This window comes from Citrobacter sp. RHBSTW-00859 (genome assembly GCF_013729795.1).
Taxonomy (GTDB): Bacteria; Pseudomonadota; Gammaproteobacteria; order Enterobacterales; family Enterobacteriaceae; genus Citrobacter; species Citrobacter braakii.
The window spans coordinates 4,620,888-4,637,084 of record NZ_CP056284.1 but is presented as its reverse complement, the minus strand read 5'-3'; the positions used below and the strand labels follow the sequence as shown (position 1 = coordinate 4,637,084).

15 protein-coding genes are annotated in these 16,197 nt (G+C 53.2%); 9 read left to right on the top strand and 6 right to left on the bottom strand.

The window, feature by feature from the left end:
* Nucleotides 1–6 precede the first annotated feature (6 nt).
* Together aphA and HV302_RS23175 are read left to right on the top strand one after the other, a co-directional pair.
* Nucleotides 7–720 (top strand): acid phosphatase AphA, encoded by a 714-nt coding sequence (aphA, locus tag HV302_RS23180; protein ID WP_003826615.1) that lies wholly within the window; start codon nucleotides 7–9, stop codon nucleotides 718–720.
* Between the two features lie 126 nt (nucleotides 721–846).
* On the top strand, nucleotides 847–1,203 hold the full coding sequence (locus HV302_RS23175) for an MmcQ/YjbR family DNA-binding protein (RefSeq protein ID WP_016155357.1): 357 nt from the start codon (nucleotides 847–849) through the stop codon (nucleotides 1,201–1,203).
* Nucleotides 1,204–1,297: 94 nt separating this feature from the next.
* On the opposite strand, the gene uvrA is transcribed toward HV302_RS23175, so the two are convergent.
* Entirely contained in the window at nucleotides 1,298–4,120 is a 2,823-nt protein-coding gene (uvrA, locus tag HV302_RS23170; RefSeq protein ID WP_016155358.1) for an excinuclease ABC subunit UvrA, read from the bottom strand.
* A 251-nt stretch (nucleotides 4,121–4,371) separates the two neighbouring features.
* Between uvrA and ssb1 the strand changes: the two genes are divergently transcribed.
* Nucleotides 4,372–4,899, top strand: coding sequence for a single-stranded DNA-binding protein SSB1 (gene ssb1, locus HV302_RS23165; RefSeq protein ID WP_016155359.1), 528 nt, complete (start codon nucleotides 4,372–4,374; stop codon nucleotides 4,897–4,899).
* A 66-nt stretch (nucleotides 4,900–4,965) separates the two neighbouring features.
* Here ssb1 and HV302_RS23160 read toward each other — a convergent pair whose 3' ends face one another.
* Nucleotides 4,966–5,247: a YjcB family protein gene (locus tag HV302_RS23160; protein WP_016155360.1), complete on the bottom strand. Its 282-nt coding sequence runs from the start codon at nucleotides 5,245–5,247 to the stop codon at nucleotides 4,966–4,968.
* Nucleotides 5,248–5,797: 550 nt separating this feature from the next.
* On the opposite strand from HV302_RS23160, the gene HV302_RS23155 reads away from it, so the two are divergent.
* Nucleotides 5,798–7,384: an EAL domain-containing protein gene (locus HV302_RS23155; RefSeq protein ID WP_016155448.1), complete on the top strand. Its 1,587-nt coding sequence runs from the start codon at nucleotides 5,798–5,800 to the stop codon at nucleotides 7,382–7,384.
* A gap of 2 nt (nucleotides 7,385–7,386) precedes the next feature.
* Here HV302_RS23155 and soxS read toward each other — a convergent pair whose 3' ends face one another.
* Nucleotides 7,387–7,710, bottom strand: coding sequence for a superoxide response transcriptional regulator SoxS (soxS, locus tag HV302_RS23150; RefSeq protein WP_016155362.1), 324 nt, complete (start codon nucleotides 7,708–7,710; stop codon nucleotides 7,387–7,389).
* Between the two features lie 86 nt (nucleotides 7,711–7,796).
* Between soxS and soxR the strand changes: the two genes are divergently transcribed.
* The 3 genes from soxR (at nucleotide 7,797) to HV302_RS23135 (ending at nucleotide 12,013) form a co-directional block, all read left to right on the top strand.
* Nucleotides 7,797–8,255 carry a redox-sensitive transcriptional activator SoxR gene (soxR, locus tag HV302_RS23145; protein ID WP_016155363.1) on the top strand — a complete coding sequence of 153 codons (459 nt, stop codon included), beginning with the start codon at nucleotides 7,797–7,799 and terminating at the stop codon, nucleotides 8,253–8,255.
* 604 nt (nucleotides 8,256–8,859) lie between these two features.
* Complete coding sequence (gene ghxP, locus HV302_RS23140) at nucleotides 8,860–10,209, top strand: guanine/hypoxanthine transporter GhxP (RefSeq protein ID WP_016155449.1); 1,350 nt, start codon at nucleotides 8,860–8,862, stop codon at nucleotides 10,207–10,209.
* A gap of 157 nt (nucleotides 10,210–10,366) precedes the next feature.
* Nucleotides 10,367–12,013, top strand: a complete 1,647-nt coding sequence (locus HV302_RS23135) for a Na+/H+ antiporter (protein WP_016155450.1) — start codon at nucleotides 10,367–10,369, stop codon at nucleotides 12,011–12,013.
* Between the two features lie 84 nt (nucleotides 12,014–12,097).
* Here the strand turns inward: HV302_RS23135 and HV302_RS23130 are convergent, their stop codons facing one another.
* Nucleotides 12,098–12,988, bottom strand: a complete 891-nt coding sequence (locus tag HV302_RS23130) for a LysR family transcriptional regulator (protein ID WP_181626614.1) — start codon at nucleotides 12,986–12,988, stop codon at nucleotides 12,098–12,100.
* 101 nt (nucleotides 12,989–13,089) lie between these two features.
* Between HV302_RS23130 and HV302_RS23125 the strand changes: the two genes are divergently transcribed.
* Complete coding sequence (locus HV302_RS23125) at nucleotides 13,090–13,500, top strand: CidA/LrgA family protein (RefSeq protein ID WP_016155367.1); 411 nt, start codon at nucleotides 13,090–13,092, stop codon at nucleotides 13,498–13,500.
* The gene (locus HV302_RS23120) at nucleotides 13,493–14,182 is read left to right on the top strand and encodes an LrgB family protein (RefSeq protein ID WP_049268855.1); all 690 of its coding nucleotides are present in this window, start codon (nucleotides 13,493–13,495) and stop codon (nucleotides 14,180–14,182) included. The genes HV302_RS23125 and HV302_RS23120 overlap by 8 nt, the downstream gene beginning before the upstream one ends.
* 42 nt (nucleotides 14,183–14,224) lie before the next feature.
* On the opposite strand, the gene actP is transcribed toward HV302_RS23120, so the two are convergent.
* The gene (actP, locus tag HV302_RS23115) at nucleotides 14,225–15,874 is read right to left on the bottom strand and encodes a cation/acetate symporter ActP (protein WP_016155369.1); all 1,650 of its coding nucleotides are present in this window, start codon (nucleotides 15,872–15,874) and stop codon (nucleotides 14,225–14,227) included.
* Nucleotides 15,871–16,185 carry a DUF485 domain-containing protein gene (locus HV302_RS23110; RefSeq protein WP_016155370.1) on the bottom strand — a complete coding sequence of 105 codons (315 nt, stop codon included), beginning with the start codon at nucleotides 16,183–16,185 and terminating at the stop codon, nucleotides 15,871–15,873. The genes actP and HV302_RS23110 overlap by 4 nt, the downstream gene beginning before the upstream one ends.
* Nucleotides 16,186–16,197 lie beyond the last annotated feature (12 nt).

Here is a 16,197-nt window from a genome sequence, read left to right as displayed (position 1 = left end):
AAAAATATGCGCAAGTTTACGTTGGCACTGAGTGCCGTTTGTTTATTGTTCACGCTAAATCAGCCGGCCCAGGCGTTAGTTTCTTCTCCCTCTCAGCTTAATCCAGGCACCAACGTTGCAAAACTCGCTGAGCAGGCACCCATTCACTGGGTCTCCGTGGCACAAATTGAAAACAGCCTGACCGGACGCCCGCCGATGGCCGTCGGGTTTGATATCGATGACACCGTCCTCTTTTCCAGCCCAGGCTTCTGGCGCGGAAAAAAAACGTATTCTCCGGACAGTGAGGATTACCTGAAAAATCCGGCCTTCTGGGAAAAAATGAACAATGGCTGGGACGAATTCAGCATTCCGAAAGAAGTGGCGCGTCAGTTGATTGATATGCACGTGCGTCGCGGCGACAGCATCTTTTTCGTAACCGGGCGTAGCCAGACGAAGACCGAAACGGTGTCGAAAACGCTGTCCGATAACTTTCACATCCCGGCCGGCAATATGAACCCGGTCATTTTTGCCGGTGATAAGCCGGGTCAGAATACGAAAACGCAGTGGCTGCAGGATAAAAATATCCGCATGTTCTACGGCGACTCTGATAATGACATTACCGCCGCCCGAGATGTGGGTATTCGCGGTATTCGTATTTTACGCGCTTCTAACTCCACTTATAAACCGTTGCCACAGGCCGGCGCGTTTGGTGAAGAGGTGATCGTCAACTCGGAGTATTGAGGACGTTGCTTGCGGTTGTTGTTTTTTTAAACAAATTTGCGTTGCCTGCTTTTACCTTTTGCGGACTTGCTGCACACTGAATAAAAGATGTTCTCATTAGGCAATATGCTGGTAAGGGGAATTAAGATGACGAATTCGGAGTTGCTGCAATACTGCATGGCAAAAATGGGCGCCGAGCAGAGCGTACACAGTGACTGGAAGGCCACACAAATCAAAGTCGAAGATGTGCTTTTTGCCATGGTAAAAGAGGTGGAAGAACGCCCGGCGGTGTCACTGAAAACCAGCCCGGAACTGGCAGAGTTGTTACGTCAGCAGCATAGCGATGTACGGCCAAGCCGGCATCTCAATAAGGCGCACTGGAGTACGGTGTATCTGGACGGCTCGCTGCCGGATTCGCAAATCTACTACCTGGTAGACGCCTCTTATCAGCAGGCCGTAAACACGCTGCCGGAAGATAAACGCCGGATACTGGCGCAGTCCTGATCTGTTTTCCGCAATGAGGCGCCAGCGCCTTATCCGGCCTACAAGCAATTATGCATATTTTGTAGGCCTGATAAGCGTAGCGCCATCGGCATGATTACAACAGTGGTTTGAGGAAACGGGCCGTGTGTGAGGCTTCACACTCAGCGACTGTTTCTGGTGTGCCTGAAACCAGAATTTCCCCGCCGCCGCTGCCGCCTTCCGGACCGAGATCGACAATCCAGTCAGCGGTTTTTATCACGTCCAGATTGTGCTCAATCACTACGATGGTGTTGCCCTGATCCCGGAGCTGATGCAGCACGTCCAGCAGTTGCTGAATATCCGCAAAATGCAGACCGGTGGTCGGTTCGTCGAGAATATACAGCGTTTGACCGGTACCGCGTTTGGACAGTTCACGCGCCAGCTTCACGCGCTGCGCTTCACCGCCCGAGAGCGTGGTGGCGGACTGACCCAGTCGAATGTACGTCAGACCCACGTCCATCAGCGTTTGCAGCTTACGCGCCAGCGCCGGAACGGCATCGAAGAACTCACGCGCTTCTTCAATCGTCATATCCAGCACTTCGTGGATAGTCTTGCCCTTGTACTTAATCTCCAGTGTTTCGCGGTTATAGCGCTTGCCCTTACACTGATCGCACGGCACGTAGATATCCGGCAGGAAGTGCATTTCGACTTTGATCACGCCGTCGCCCTGACAGGCTTCACAGCGTCCGCCGCGGACGTTAAAGCTGAAACGACCCGGAGTATAACCGCGCGCACGCGACTCCGGCACGCCGGCAAACAGTTCGCGCACTGGCGTAAACACGCCGGTGTAGGTTGCCGGGTTAGAGCGCGGCGTACGGCCAATCGGGCTTTGGTCAATGTCGATCACTTTGTCGAAATGTTCCAGGCCCTGAACATCACGATATGGCGCGGGTTCAGCCAGCGTGGCGCCGTTCAGCGCCGTCTGCGCAATCGGGAACAGCGTGTCGTTAATTAGCGTCGATTTACCCGAACCGGAAACACCGGTAATGCAGGTAAATAAACCAACCGGCAGCGTCAGGGTGACATCTTTCAGGTTGTTACCGCGCGCGCCGGTCAGCTTCAACACTTTTTCCGGGTCTGCCGCCACGCGCTGTTTCGGCACTTCAATCTTGCGCTTACCGCTCATGTACTGGCCGGTCAGCGACTCAGGCACGGCCATGATATCTTTTAGCGTACCTTCGGCAACCACCTGGCCGCCGTGAACGCCCGCGCCGGGGCCGATGTCGATAACGTGGTCAGCGGCGCGAATCGCGTCTTCATCGTGCTCAACCACAATGACGGTATTGCCCAGATTACGCAGGTGGATAAGCGTACCCAACAGACGCTCGTTATCGCGCTGATGCAGACCGATAGACGGTTCATCCAACACGTACATTACGCCGACCAAACCTGCGCCGATCTGGCTTGCCAGACGAATACGCTGGGCTTCGCCGCCGGAGAGCGTTTCTGCTGAACGCGACAGCGTCAGATAGTTGAGGCCGACGTTGACCAGGAACTTCAGACGATCGCCAATCTCTTTGAGAATTTTCTCTGCAATCTTCGCTCGCTGACCCGCAAGCTTCAGGTTGTTGAAGAAATCCATGGCGTGACCGATGCTCATGTCGGAAATCGCGGGCAGCGGCGTATTTTCGACAAATACGTGGCGGGCTTCCCGGCGTAAACGCGTCCCCTCACAGCTGGCGCACGGTCGGTTGCTAATGAACTTGGCTAATTCTTCACGTACCGCGCTGGATTCCGTCTCTTTATAACGGCGCTCCATATTGTGCAATACGCCTTCGAACGGATGGCGGCGTACGGACGTATCGCCGCGATCGTTCATGTATTTAAATTCGATATTCTCTTTACCGGAACCGTACAGCACCACTTTATGCACGGCAGGGTTCAGGCTGGCCCATGGGGCTTCAACGTCGAATTTATAGTGTTCCGCCAGTGACTTAAGCATCTGGAAGTAATAGAAGTTACGGCGATCCCAGCCGCGGATAGCACCACCGGCCAGCGACAGTTCCGGATTTTGGATCACCCGGTCAGGATCGAAATACTGCTGCACGCCGAGACCGTCACAGGTCGGGCATGCACCCGCTGGGTTATTGAACGAGAACAGACGTGGTTCCAGCTCCCGCATGCTGTAGCCGCAGATCGGGCAGGCGAAGTTGGCGGAGAACAGCAACTCTTCCGCTTTCGGATCGTCCATATCGGCGACCACCGCCGTACCACCGGACAGTTCCAGCGCGGTTTCAAAGGATTCTGCCAGTCGCTGGGTGAGATCGTCGCGGACTTTAAAGCGGTCAATCACCACTTCAATAGTGTGTTTCTTTTGCAGTTCAAGCTTGGGCGGATCGGAAAGGTCGCACACTTCACCGTCGATACGGGCGCGGATATAGCCCTGGCCTGCCAGGTTTTCCAGCGTTTTAGTATGCTCGCCTTTACGCTCTTTAATCACCGGCGCCAGCAGCATCAGACGTTTGCCTTCCGGCTGCGACAGAACGTTGTCCACCATCTGGCTAACGGTCTGGGCCGCCAGGGGAACGTCGTGATCCGGGCAGCGCGGTTCGCCAACGCGGGCAAACAGCAGACGCAGATAGTCGTGAATTTCGGTAATCGTACCTACCGTGGATCGCGGGTTGTGGGATGTCGATTTTTGTTCAATTGAGATGGCGGGAGACAGCCCCTCAATGTGGTCGACATCCGGCTTTTCCATCAGCGACAGAAACTGACGCGCGTACGCGGAAAGCGATTCAACGTAACGACGCTGCCCTTCGGCATACAAGGTGTCGAAAGCGAGCGAAGATTTGCCTGAGCCCGAAAGCCCGGTGACGACAATCAGCTTGTCGCGCGGGATGACGAGGTTGATGTTTTTGAGATTATGGGTGCGGGCGCCCCGAACTTCGATCTTATCCATTCATCTTTCCCGGATTAAACGCTTTTTTGCCTGGCTGCATGGTGCTACCGGCGATCACAAACGGTTAATTATGACACAACCTGACCTGAATGGATATACAGTATTGGAATGCAAAACGCAGATGCCTGTGCAACAATGTCTGTCTGGGGTTGTTTACTGGAATCGATCTCGCAACGTAGTAAAAGCGCTATTGGAAATGCTACAATCCCGCGCTTACACTTATTCAGTAACGTTTTTCAGGAGACACAATCATGGCCAGCAGAGGCGTAAACAAGGTGATTCTCGTCGGTAATCTGGGCCAGGACCCGGAAGTACGCTATATGCCGAATGGTGGCGCAGTTGCCAACATTACGCTGGCTACTTCCGAATCCTGGCGTGATAAAGCGACCGGCGAAATGAAAGAGCAGACTGAATGGCACCGTGTGGTGCTGTTCGGCAAACTGGCAGAAGTTGCCAGCGAATATCTGCGTAAAGGTTCCCAGGTCTATATCGAAGGTCAGCTGCGTACCCGCAAATGGACCGATCAATCCGGCGTAGAAAAGTACACCACCGAAGTTGTAGTTAACGTTGGCGGCACCATGCAAATGCTGGGCGGTCGTCAGGGTGGTGGGGCTCCGGCAGGTGGCGGCCAGCAGCAGGGTGGTTGGGGTCAGCCTCAGCAGCCGCAAGGTGGCAATCAGTTCAGCGGCGGCGCGCAGTCTCGCCCGCAGCAGCAGTCGGCTCCGGCAGCGCCGTCTAATGAGCCGCCGATGGATTTCGACGACGATATTCCGTTCTAATCCTTCTGCTTTTCGCTGAAAATTATGGCTACCTCAGAACTGGGGTAGCCATATGCAATTCTGTTATCAGTTCAACACCATCGGCCAGTCTGGCGGTGTATGGCTCATCACTTCAACCATTACGGTTTCAATGTTCTTCCAGATTGCGGACATATCCACCAGGGTTATGCCGAGTAATCCGGTCGCAAACCAGCAGGCAAAAACCAGCCCTAAACCGCTGCTAATGACGGCCAGGCCAATATAATCTGATTTACGAAAACGGATATTGAGCGTACTGGCTAAAAACATCAGCACTGCACTGAGTAATTGCCACCGCAGAAGAACCACGCCAGTTGTTATCGTTGCCATGAAAAACGTCCTCAGAAAGTCTGGATGCCCAGGACAGCGCGGGGGTGTTCACCGAGGGTGTAGTACTCTGGCTATCGACGGGCAATAACATGAATGAAACATCGTTTCTGTTACATGATTTTTGTGAACTATATCACATATGCTCGTTTGTTCACCAGTGTTGGGCGTATTTTTTGCAGGATGATAACCATGTTAAATATGTGGTTATATTTAAGGAAGCAATGATACTAAATAATCAATCTTAAAGATGCATTTTTGTTACCTGTTTTATTTATCCTAAATTCATCGTTAAAAAATCTAATGAATTTCTTAAATAAAGCCAGGATAGTGCTTATAAAAAATTACTCCTTGAGGATAATAACGTTATGAAATAAGCATAACTTTAAGTTTGCCTTACGGAAAAATAATATCATCATCAACTATTATCAGACTTTTACATAGAGAAGTCTGTTGCTAATACTGATAGATTCATGCAACTTAATCAGTCGGTGTTTATAGCATCTTGCCTTAATGGGTTCTGGCATATACGAAACAGGGAAACAGGGCTGACATGAATCACAGTGCGCGACGCAAGATACTGAAGTTCCTCGGAACATTCATGGTGGTATTGCTCCCCGTGGTGCTGGCGTTATGGTTTGCTCAAATCCGGGCAATGTCCGAAACCCGTAATCAACTTCGCTCTTTTGCGCAACTGGTGTTAAATAAAACTGAATTGGTGATCCAACAAGCCGATTTAGCGCGAGATATGGCCCTGTTGTATCAAGGTAAGATGTGTACCCCGGCACATCAGAAAAATATGCTAGATATTATTCGTGGTCGTTTATATATCAGCGAGCTAATTTATGCGCAGGGCGATCATTTTTTGTGCTCTACGTCGATGGCGCCGCCAGTCGCCTATATTATGCCGACCGCCGACTATAAACGTACGCCGGACATCTCCATCTATTACTATCGCGATACCCCCTTTTTCGCTGGCTACAGAATGACGTATATGCAACGTGGAAACTACGTTGTCGTCATCAACCCATTATCTTACAGCGAAGTTATGTCAGATGACCCGGACCTGTCCTGGGGCGTGTATGACACGGTAACGGGTACTTTTTTCTCTGCCAGCGAAGGGGCGCCTATTGCGCAGTTATTGCCGTTGGTGCACGGTGAAGCCTCAACCTTCCAGTTGGACGATCGCTTCTACACCAAAGTGCATTCAGAAAAACGCCCGATTGCGATTATTGTGTCGACCTCGGATAAACGCATACATTCGATTTTCTATCATGAGGCTGCGTTAACGATTCCTTTCGGGATTATCTGCAGCATCCTGATGCTGTTAATGTGGTGGCGCACGCGTCAGGAATACTTATCTCCCCGCCGCTTGTTAAAACGCGCAATCAAAAAACGTCAACTGTGTCTGCACTACCAGCCGATCATTGATATCGAAAACGGTCAGTGCGTAGGGGCTGAGGCTCTGCTGCGCTGGCCGGGCTGTGATGGTGAAGTAATGAGCCCAACCGAGTTTATTCCGCTGGCTGAAAAAGAGGGAATGATTGAGCGGATCACGGATTACGTGATTGAAGAGGTATTCAACGATTTAGGATATTTTCTGTCGGCGCATCCTCAGCTTTATATCTCGATAAACCTCTCTGCTTCTGACTTTCATTCATCCCGACTTATTGCCCTGATTACCGACAAAAACCGTGAGTACTCTGTGGCGGCACAGCAAATTAAAGTCGAGGTGACGGAACGCGGATTTATTGATGTAGATAAAATGACCGCGGTAATCCAGGCGTTTCGTCAGGCGGGTTATGAAGTGGCGTTTGATGATTTTGGGACGGGATATTCCAATCTACACAATTTATCCGCGTTGAATATCGATATCCTGAAGATCGACAAATCATTTATTAGTACGTTGTCCACCAACAGCACCAGTCACCTGATTGCCGAACATATCATCGAAATGGCGCAAAGCTTACACCTGAAGATGATTGCGGAAGGGGTAGAGACGGTTGAGCAAATCGAGTGGCTGCGCGAACGTGGCGTACAGTATTGTCAGGGCTGGTATTTTGCGAAGGCGCTGCCGCCACAGGAGTTCATGCACTGGATACAACGGTCGCCCGCCATACTGACGCAGAGCGGGCAATAATCTTACAGGCGGTGGCGGTAATCGCTGGGGGTACGATCAAACTCGCGGCGAAACACGCGTGAGAAGGTTTGTTGTGATACATAACCAAGATCCATCGCGATATCGAAAATAGGTCGCTCGGTCGTCCGCAGTTCAACAGCAGCCAGCAGGAGTCGACGCTGGCGGATATAGTCACCCAACGTCTGGCGCATCACCGTGCGGAACATTCTCTGTAAATACCACTTCGAGTAACCTGATTTTTTCGCCACCGCCTCAATGTTCAGCGGCTGATCGATATGGTCGTCAATCCATTCAATAAGGGTCTGAATAATCTGCTGATGGGACATAGGGCTGCCTCTTTTTCAGTATTCGATTCGTCGTTTTGTCTGTGGGCGAGTATAATTCCTCAAGTTAACTTGAGGTAAAGCGATTTATGGAAAAGAAATTACCCCGAATAAAAGCGCTGCTCACGCCAGGTGAAGTCGCAAAGCGTAGCGGCGTAGCGGTATCAACCCTGCATTTCTATGAAAGCAAAGGGTTAATCAGCAGTATGCGCAACAGCGGCAATCAGCGCCGATACAGACGTGATGTGTTGCGTTATGTGGCGATTATCAAGATTGCTCAACGCATCGGGATCCCGTTGGCAACGATCGGTGACGCGCTCGGCGTATTACCTGAAGGACATTCGCTCAGTGCTAAAGAGTGGAAGCAGCTCTCTTCGCAATGGCGTGAAGAGCTGGATCGACGCATTCATACTTTAGTGGCGCTACGCGATGAACTGGATGGGTGTATTGGTTGCGGTTGTTTGTCGCGCAGCGATTGCCCGTTGCGTAACCCAGGCGATCAGCTTGGCGAGAAGGGGACCGGGGCGCGTCTGCTGGAAGATGATTGATGTGAAATATCTGATGGATTGACGGATATAAAACTAAAGCGCCACAGAGGGCGCTTTAGTTTGGTTCCGGTCTTTGTCTTTCACTCTATCCCGCTGGTTCACGGGAGGGTTTCCCCCGACATCAACACCCCTCAGTCGAGCACATTAGGTGAGGTTCCGGTCTGTGTTGATAATGTAATTGTAAGCCACCTCTCTCCATTTACCAGTGAAATGGTGATTTTTTAGCCAAAAAATTTTCCGCATCTTCACCGGTTTTCTTGCGCAAGTTTGCGTGAAAAAGGCACACCAATGTTGTAATAACTCCGCAAATTTTGTTGCCAGACTGCGCATTGACGATAACGTTTGCGCATCGACTGATTATTTATTGCGCGTTATAAGAAGAAATGAGTAAAAAGCGGCAAAGTTCAGTTGAAAACCAGCGTATGATCGCTGGATAATCGTTTGCTTTTTTTTACCACCCGTTTTTTATGCGCGGAGCTAAACGTTTGCTTTTTTGCGACACCCCTATTGACGCAAACCTGGCACATGGAGAAAACGTTTAGCAGGCAGTGGATTGTCCAGCACGCATAATGACGAAAAAATAAACTCTCAGGGGATGTTTTCTATGTCTACGCCTTCAGCGCGTACCGGCGGTTCACTCGACGCCTGGTTTAAAATTTCGCTCCGCGGCAGTACCGTTCGTCAGGAAGTCGTTGCCGGATTAACGACGTTCCTGGCCATGGTCTACTCCGTTATCGTGGTTCCGGGGATGCTGGGTAAAGCCGGATTCCCGCCTGCCGCTGTATTTGTGGCAACCTGTCTGGTCGCGGGCGTCGGTTCTATTGTGATGGGCCTGTGGGCAAACCTGCCGCTGGCGATTGGCTGCGCCATTTCTTTGACGGCGTTTACCGCATTCAGCCTGGTACTGGGACAACATATCAGCGTGCCTGTTGCGCTGGGTGCGGTGTTCCTGATGGGTGTCCTGTTTACCATCATTTCCGCGACCGGTATTCGTAGCTGGATCCTGCGCAATCTACCGCAGGGTGTTGCGCACGGTACGGGGATTGGTATCGGCCTGTTCCTGCTGCTGATTGCGGCAAACGGCGTGGGTCTGGTTATTAAAAACCCGCTGGACGGCCTGCCGGTTGCGCTGGGCGATTTCGATACCTTCCCGGTGATTATGTCGCTGGTAGGTCTGGCGGTGATTATTGGCCTCGAAAAACTGAAAGTACCGGGCGGCATCCTGCTGACTATTATCGGTATTTCCGTAGTGGGTCTGATTTTCGACCCGGCCGTACATTTCTCCGGTATTTTTGCCATGCCGTCTCTGAGCGACGAAAACGGTAACTCGCTGATCGGTAGCCTGGATATTATGGGCGCACTAAACCCGATCGTACTGCCGAGCGTGCTGGCGCTGGTCATGACCGCTGTCTTCGATGCGACCGGAACCATCCGTGCGGTAGCCGGACAGGCGAATCTGCTGGATAAAGACGGACAGATTATTGACGGCGGCAAAGCGCTGACCACCGACTCCCTGAGCAGCGTGTTCTCTGGCCTGGTGGGCGCTGCACCGGCGGCGGTTTATATTGAATCCGCAGCGGGTACGGCGGCAGGCGGCAAAACCGGCCTGACGGCGATCACCGTTGGCGTACTATTCCTGCTGATCCTGTTCCTGTCTCCGCTCTCTTATCTTGTACCAGTATATGCAACGGCACCTGCGCTGATGTATGTGGGCCTGCTGATGTTGAGCAACGTAGCGAAAATCGACTTTGCTGACTTTGTCGACGCTATGGCGGGGCTGGTAACGGCCGTATTTATCGTGCTGACCTGTAACATCGTGACCGGCATTATGATTGGCTTTGCTACCCTGGTGATTGGCCGTATCGTCTCTGGCGAATGGCGCAAACTGAACATCGGCACAGTGGTCATCGCCATCGCGTTGGTGGCCTTCTACGCTGGTGGTTGGGCTATCTAATCCTCATTTGATGAAGATTCTGAAAACGGGTGGCTTTGGCCGCCCGTTTTTATTTTCACAACACTCTCGTTGTCTTTTGCGTTACTCTCAAGTAGATAGAATTGAGGCACGACGCCTCTCATCACTGATCATAAGAAACATCGCAAACAGGGAACGCATGGAAATCTTTTTCACCATACTCATCATGACCCTTGTGGTCTCGCTGTCGGGGGTTTTTACTCGCGTATTGCCATTCCAACTCCCTTTACCCCTTATGCAGATCGCCATCGGCGCCTTGCTGGCGTGGCCGACGTTTGGTTTGCATGTGGAATTCGATCCTGAGCTTTTTCTGGTTCTGTTCATCCCGCCGCTGCTTTTCGCCGATGGCTGGAAGACGCCAACCCGTGAGTTTCTGGAGCACGGGCGAGAGATCTTCGGCCTTGCGCTGGCGCTGGTTCTGGTCACGGTGGTCGGGATTGGCTTTATGATTTACTGGCTGGTGCCGGGGATCCCTCTTATCCCGGCCTTTGCGCTGGCCGCTGTCCTGTCGCCAACCGATGCCGTTGCCCTTTCCGGCATTGTGGGCGAGGGACGCATACCGAAGAAAATCATGGGTATCCTGCAGGGCGAAGCGTTGATGAACGACGCCTCCGGTCTGGTATCACTGAAATTTGCCGTCGCCGTGGCGATGGGCACGATGGTGTTTACGGTTGGTGGCGCAACGCTTGAATTCTTCAAGGTAGCAATTGGCGGTATCCTGGCCGGTTTTGTCGTCAGTTGGCTGTACGGGCGCTCCCTGCGTTTTCTCAGCCGCTGGGGTGGTGATGAACCGGCAACGCAAATCGTTCTGCTGTTCCTGCTGCCGTTTGCGTCTTACCTGATTGCGGAACACATCGGTGTTTCCGGCATCCTCGCGGCGGTCGCAGCCGGGATGACCATCACCCGTTCCGGGGTAATGCGCCGGGCGCCGCTGGCGATGCGTTTACGTGCTAACAGCACCTGGGCGATGCTGGAGTTTGTGTTTAACGGCATGGTTTTCTTGCTGTTAGGACTGCAGTTGCCGGGGATTCTGGAGTCTTCTTTGGCGGCGGCAGAAGCCGATCCGAATGTTGAAATCTGGATGCTGTTTACCGATATCGTGCTGATTTACGTGGCGCTGATGCTGGTACGTTTTGGCTGGCTGTGGACGATGAAGAAGTTTAGCCTGCGCTTTCTGAAGAAAAAGCCGATGGAGTTTGGTTCCTGGACGACGCGTGAAATTATGATCGCCTCCTTTGCGGGCGTGCGTGGGGCCATTACTCTTGCCGGTGTGCTCTCTATTCCGTTGCTGTTACCGGATGGTAGCGGCTTCCCGGCGCGATATGAGCTGATCTTCCTTGCCGCGGGCGTGATTCTGTTCTCGCTGTTTGTTGGCGTGGTGATGCTGCCGCTTCTGCTGCAACACCTGGAAGTGGCAGACCACTCGCAGCAGCAGAAAGAGGAACGAATTGCCCGCGCTGCCACGGCCGAAGTGGCGATTGTCGCCATCCAGAAAATGGAGGAGCGTCTGGCCGCAGATACCGAAGAGAACATCGACAATCAGTTGCTCACCGAGGTGAGTTCACGCGTCATCGGTAACCTGCGTCGACGCGCCGACGGACGCAACGACGTGGAAAGCTCAATGCAGGAAGAAAACCTCGAGCGGCGTTTCCGTCTGGCGGCCCTGCGTTCCGAGCGCGCGGAACTTTATCACCTGCGCGCCACGCGGGAAATCAGCAATGAAACGCTGCAAAAACTGCTGCACGATCTGGATTTGCTGGAAGCGCTGTTGATCGAGAACGAATAAACGGTTGTGCCTGATGGCGCTACGCTTATCAGGCCTACGGAATCCAATTGTAGGTCTGATAAGCGTTAAGCCGCATCCGGCATGTTACGACTCTTGCGTTAGCCAGAACCTTTCACAGCATTTGAGCCACGCCTGGGCGCTGTGCGACAGATACACACCTTCGCGCCAAATCATGCCCAACTGCCAGCGTAAATCACTCTCCAAAGGGATCCAGCGCAGCGTCTGCTTATCCAAGCGCTGGCAAATCGGCTCCGGTAAAATGGCGATCCCGACTCCGGCTTGCACCATCGCCGCCAGAAAATCCCACTGCCCACTGCGTACCGCGATGCGGGGTTTGACATTGTGCTGGTTAAACAGCTCAAGCAACTGACGGCTCAACGCGAAATCTTCGTTATAGATAAGCAGGGGATGCTCCGCTAACGCCTCGGGGGAAATGGATTCACACGTTGTCCACTGACCGGAACGGGGGACCAGCACGCAGAGCGGATGGCTAAAAAGCGGTAAGGTCGCCAGGCCGCTCTCTTCTTCAACCGGCAGCGCCGTCATCGCGACATCCAGCTCGCCATTCATCACCGCCTGCTGGACGGTTAAGCCTCCAAATTCAGATACCTTCAGCTCCACGCCGGGATAGCGCTGGCGAAACAGGCTGATAGGCCCGGCCATCAACATACCGACCATGGGCGGGATGCCGAGGCGCAGCACTCCCTTGTTGAGGTGATTAATGTCGCTGAGTTCTGCTTCGAGCTGGCGAAACTCGGCGAGGATCGCCAGGCCGCGTTCGAAAACAACCTGTCCGGTGTCGGTTAACAGCAGTCGCCGACCGTCGCGGATTAACAGCGTGCAGTTAAGCTCGTCTTCAAGGTTCTTCAACATCTTGCTGATGGTGGGCTGGGTGACAAAAAGCTTCTCCGCTGCGCGGGTAAAGCTCTGCTGACGAACCACCTCAACAAAATAGCGCAGCGTTCTGATATCCATGATTATTCCTTAAGACTATGCCTGCAATGAGTTTAATTCATTTCAGTCCTGGACGGGGGCTCTCTATACTGGCGCTCTCTACTTTTTAAGGACATACCCTCATGGCTGTGGCGATAAGCCGCGTGACGCCTGCCGTTATTCATCGACTCCAGATCCCCGTTCAGGTTCTGTTGTACGCAGGTCTATTTGTATTTGCTCAATATCTTGTCTCCTGGCTGCATCTGCCGCTTCCTGCCAACCTGGTTGGGATGGTGCTGATGTTGGCGCTGATTGTCTGCCGGGTTATCCCGCTGAACTGGATTCGCGCAGGCGCTCGCTGGTTACTGGCTGAAATGTTGCTGTTTTTTGTTCCGGCGGTGGTGGCTGTCGTCAACTATACGCAGCTGTTGTTGGTCGATGGTTGGCGCATATTTGCCGTCATTGCGCTAAGTACGTTGATGGTGCTTGGCGCAACGGCGTGGGTCGTGGATAAAGTGTATCGCTATGAAATGAGCAGGCTAAACCGTGAGTAATTTCCAGCTAAGCGTGCTGTGTCTGGTGATTACGCTGGGCATCTATTTTGCCAACAAGCGCCTGTATCGCCGTTTTCGTAAATTACCGCTGATGCCGTTAGTGTTCACTCCGGCGCTGCTGGTCCTGATGCTGGTCTTTGGGCATATCTCCTGGCAAAACTATATTGGTGAATCGCACTGGCTGCTGTGGCTGTTAGGCCCTGCGACCATTGCTTTTGCCGTTCCGGTCTATGACAACCTTGCCGTGATTAAGCGGCACTGGATGTCACTGACGGCGGGCGTGCTGACGGCAACGCTGGTGGCCGTTACCAGTTCCGTGTGGCTGGCGCGTCTGTTTATGTTGCCTGATGAAATCCAGCGTAGCCTGGCGGTGCGCTCCGTCACCACGCCATTTGCGCTGGCGGCAGCAGAGCCGTTGGGCGGGCAACCAGACCTGGTGGCATTGTTCGTGGTAGTGACCGGTGTATTCGGTATGGCGGTTGGCGATGTACTGTTTTTACGGCTTTCTATTCGGGAGGGGATGGCGAAAGGCGCAGGATTTGGCGCAGCCTCGCATGGTGCGGGCACGGCGCGCTCTTATGAGCTCGGCCAGCAGGAGGGCGTGGTCGCCAGCCTGGTGATGATGCTTTCCGGCGTGGTGATGGTGCTGGTTGCGCCGCTGGTCGCGATGGTGATGTTCTGAAAAAATGCCCCGGTCGTTCAGACCGGGGATGAGTAGGTGTGGTTAGTGCGCGCGACCTTGTTCTACGCCGTACCCGGTCTGGGAACGGATGAACTGGGCACGGAACTGCTCGCGTTCGCGATTACCTTCTTCTGAGTTATCGGTAGCAGAGAAGAACCAGATCCCGAGGAACGCTACGCTGATGGAGAACAGCGCCGGATATTCATACGGGAAAATGGCTTTTTCGTGACCAAGGATCTGGACCCAAATCGTCGGGCCAAGCACCATCAGCACCACCGCCGTCAGCAGACCTAACCAGCCGCCCAACATCGCGCCACGCGTGGTCAGTCTTGACCAGTACATGGAGAGCAGAATGATCGGGAAGTTGCAGCTGGCTGCGATAGCAAACGCCAGACCTACCATGAAGGCGATATTCTGGTTCTCAAACAGCACGCCGAGCAGGATGGCAATCACGCCCAACACCAGTACGGTGATTTTCGACACCTTCAGCTCTTCACGTTCGGTTGCGCCTTTACGGAACACGTTGGCATACAGGTCGTGAGAAACGGCCGATGCGCCCGCCAGCGTCAGGCCTGCAACCACCGCCAGGATGGTGGCAAACGCCACGGCTGAGATGAAGCCCAGGAACAGGTTGCCGCCCACTGCATTCGCCAGGTGAACCGCCGCCATGTTGTTACCGCCGATCAGCGCGCCAGCAGCGTCTTTATACGCCGGGTTAGCGCCCACCAGCATGATCGCGCCAAAGCCGATGATAAAGGTCAGGATGTAGAAATAACCCATAAAACCGGTGGCATAGAACACGCTCTTACGCGCTTCGCGGGCATCGCTGACCGTAAAGAAGCGCATCAGGATGTGCGGCAAGCCTGCCGTACCAAACATCAGGCCGAGACCTAACGACAGGGCGGAGATCGGATCTTTTACCAGTCCGCCCGGGCTCATAATGGCTGAACCTTTCGGGTGTACCGCCATTGCTTCGGTGAACAGGTTGTTGAAGCTAAAGCCGACGTGCTTCATCACCATAAAGGCCATAAAGCTGGCGCCGAACAGCAGCAGAACGGCTTTGATGATCTGTACCCAGGTGGTCGCCAGCATGCCGCCAAACAGGACGTACATCATCATCAGCACGCCAACCAGTACGACGGCGATGTGATAGTTCAGACCAAACAGCAGCTCAATCAGCTTACCTGCGCCGACCATCTGGGCGATCAGATACAGCGCTACCACCACCAGAGAACCACAGGCCGACAGAATACGGATTGGTCCTTGCTTCAGACGATAAGAAGCAACATCTGCAAAGGTGTAACGACCCAGGTTACGCAGACGCTCAGCAATCAGGAACAGGATAATTGGCCAGCCGACCAGGAAGCCGAGTGAATAGATCAGCCCGTCATAACCGGAGGTAAACACCAGCGCGGAAATCCCGAGAAACGATGCCGCCGACATATAGTCGCCCGCAATCGCCAGCCCGTTCTGGAAACCAGTGATGTTACCGCCGGCGGTGTAGTAGTCATTACGCGAACGTACGCGCTTAGACGCCCAGTAAGTAATACCGAGCGTAAAGATGACGAAAATCAGGAACATGACAATCGCCTGCCAGTTGGTTGGCTGGCGTTGGACTGCACCGCTAATAGCATCCGCCGCGTTTGCGGCGAAGGGCAGCGTGGCGGCAAGCGCCGTCAGGACTCTCTTCATGATGCTTTAACCTCGTGCAGAACCGCATTGTTCAGGCGGTCGAATTCACCGTTTGCCCGCCAGATATAGATCCCGGTCAGGATGAAGGAGATGAGGATCACACCGACCCCAATCGGAATACCCCGGGTGACGCTGGTTCCCGCGTGTAGCGGCGTACCCAGCCAGCCAGGCGCAAAGGCAATCAGTAAAATAAAGCTGATGTAAACTGCCAGCATGATGATGGACAGAATAGTGGCAAACCGTTGCCTTTTTTCAACTAACTCCCTGAAACGCGCACTGTCTTCTATCCGCTGATAAATAGAGTCATTCATCACAGAGTTCTC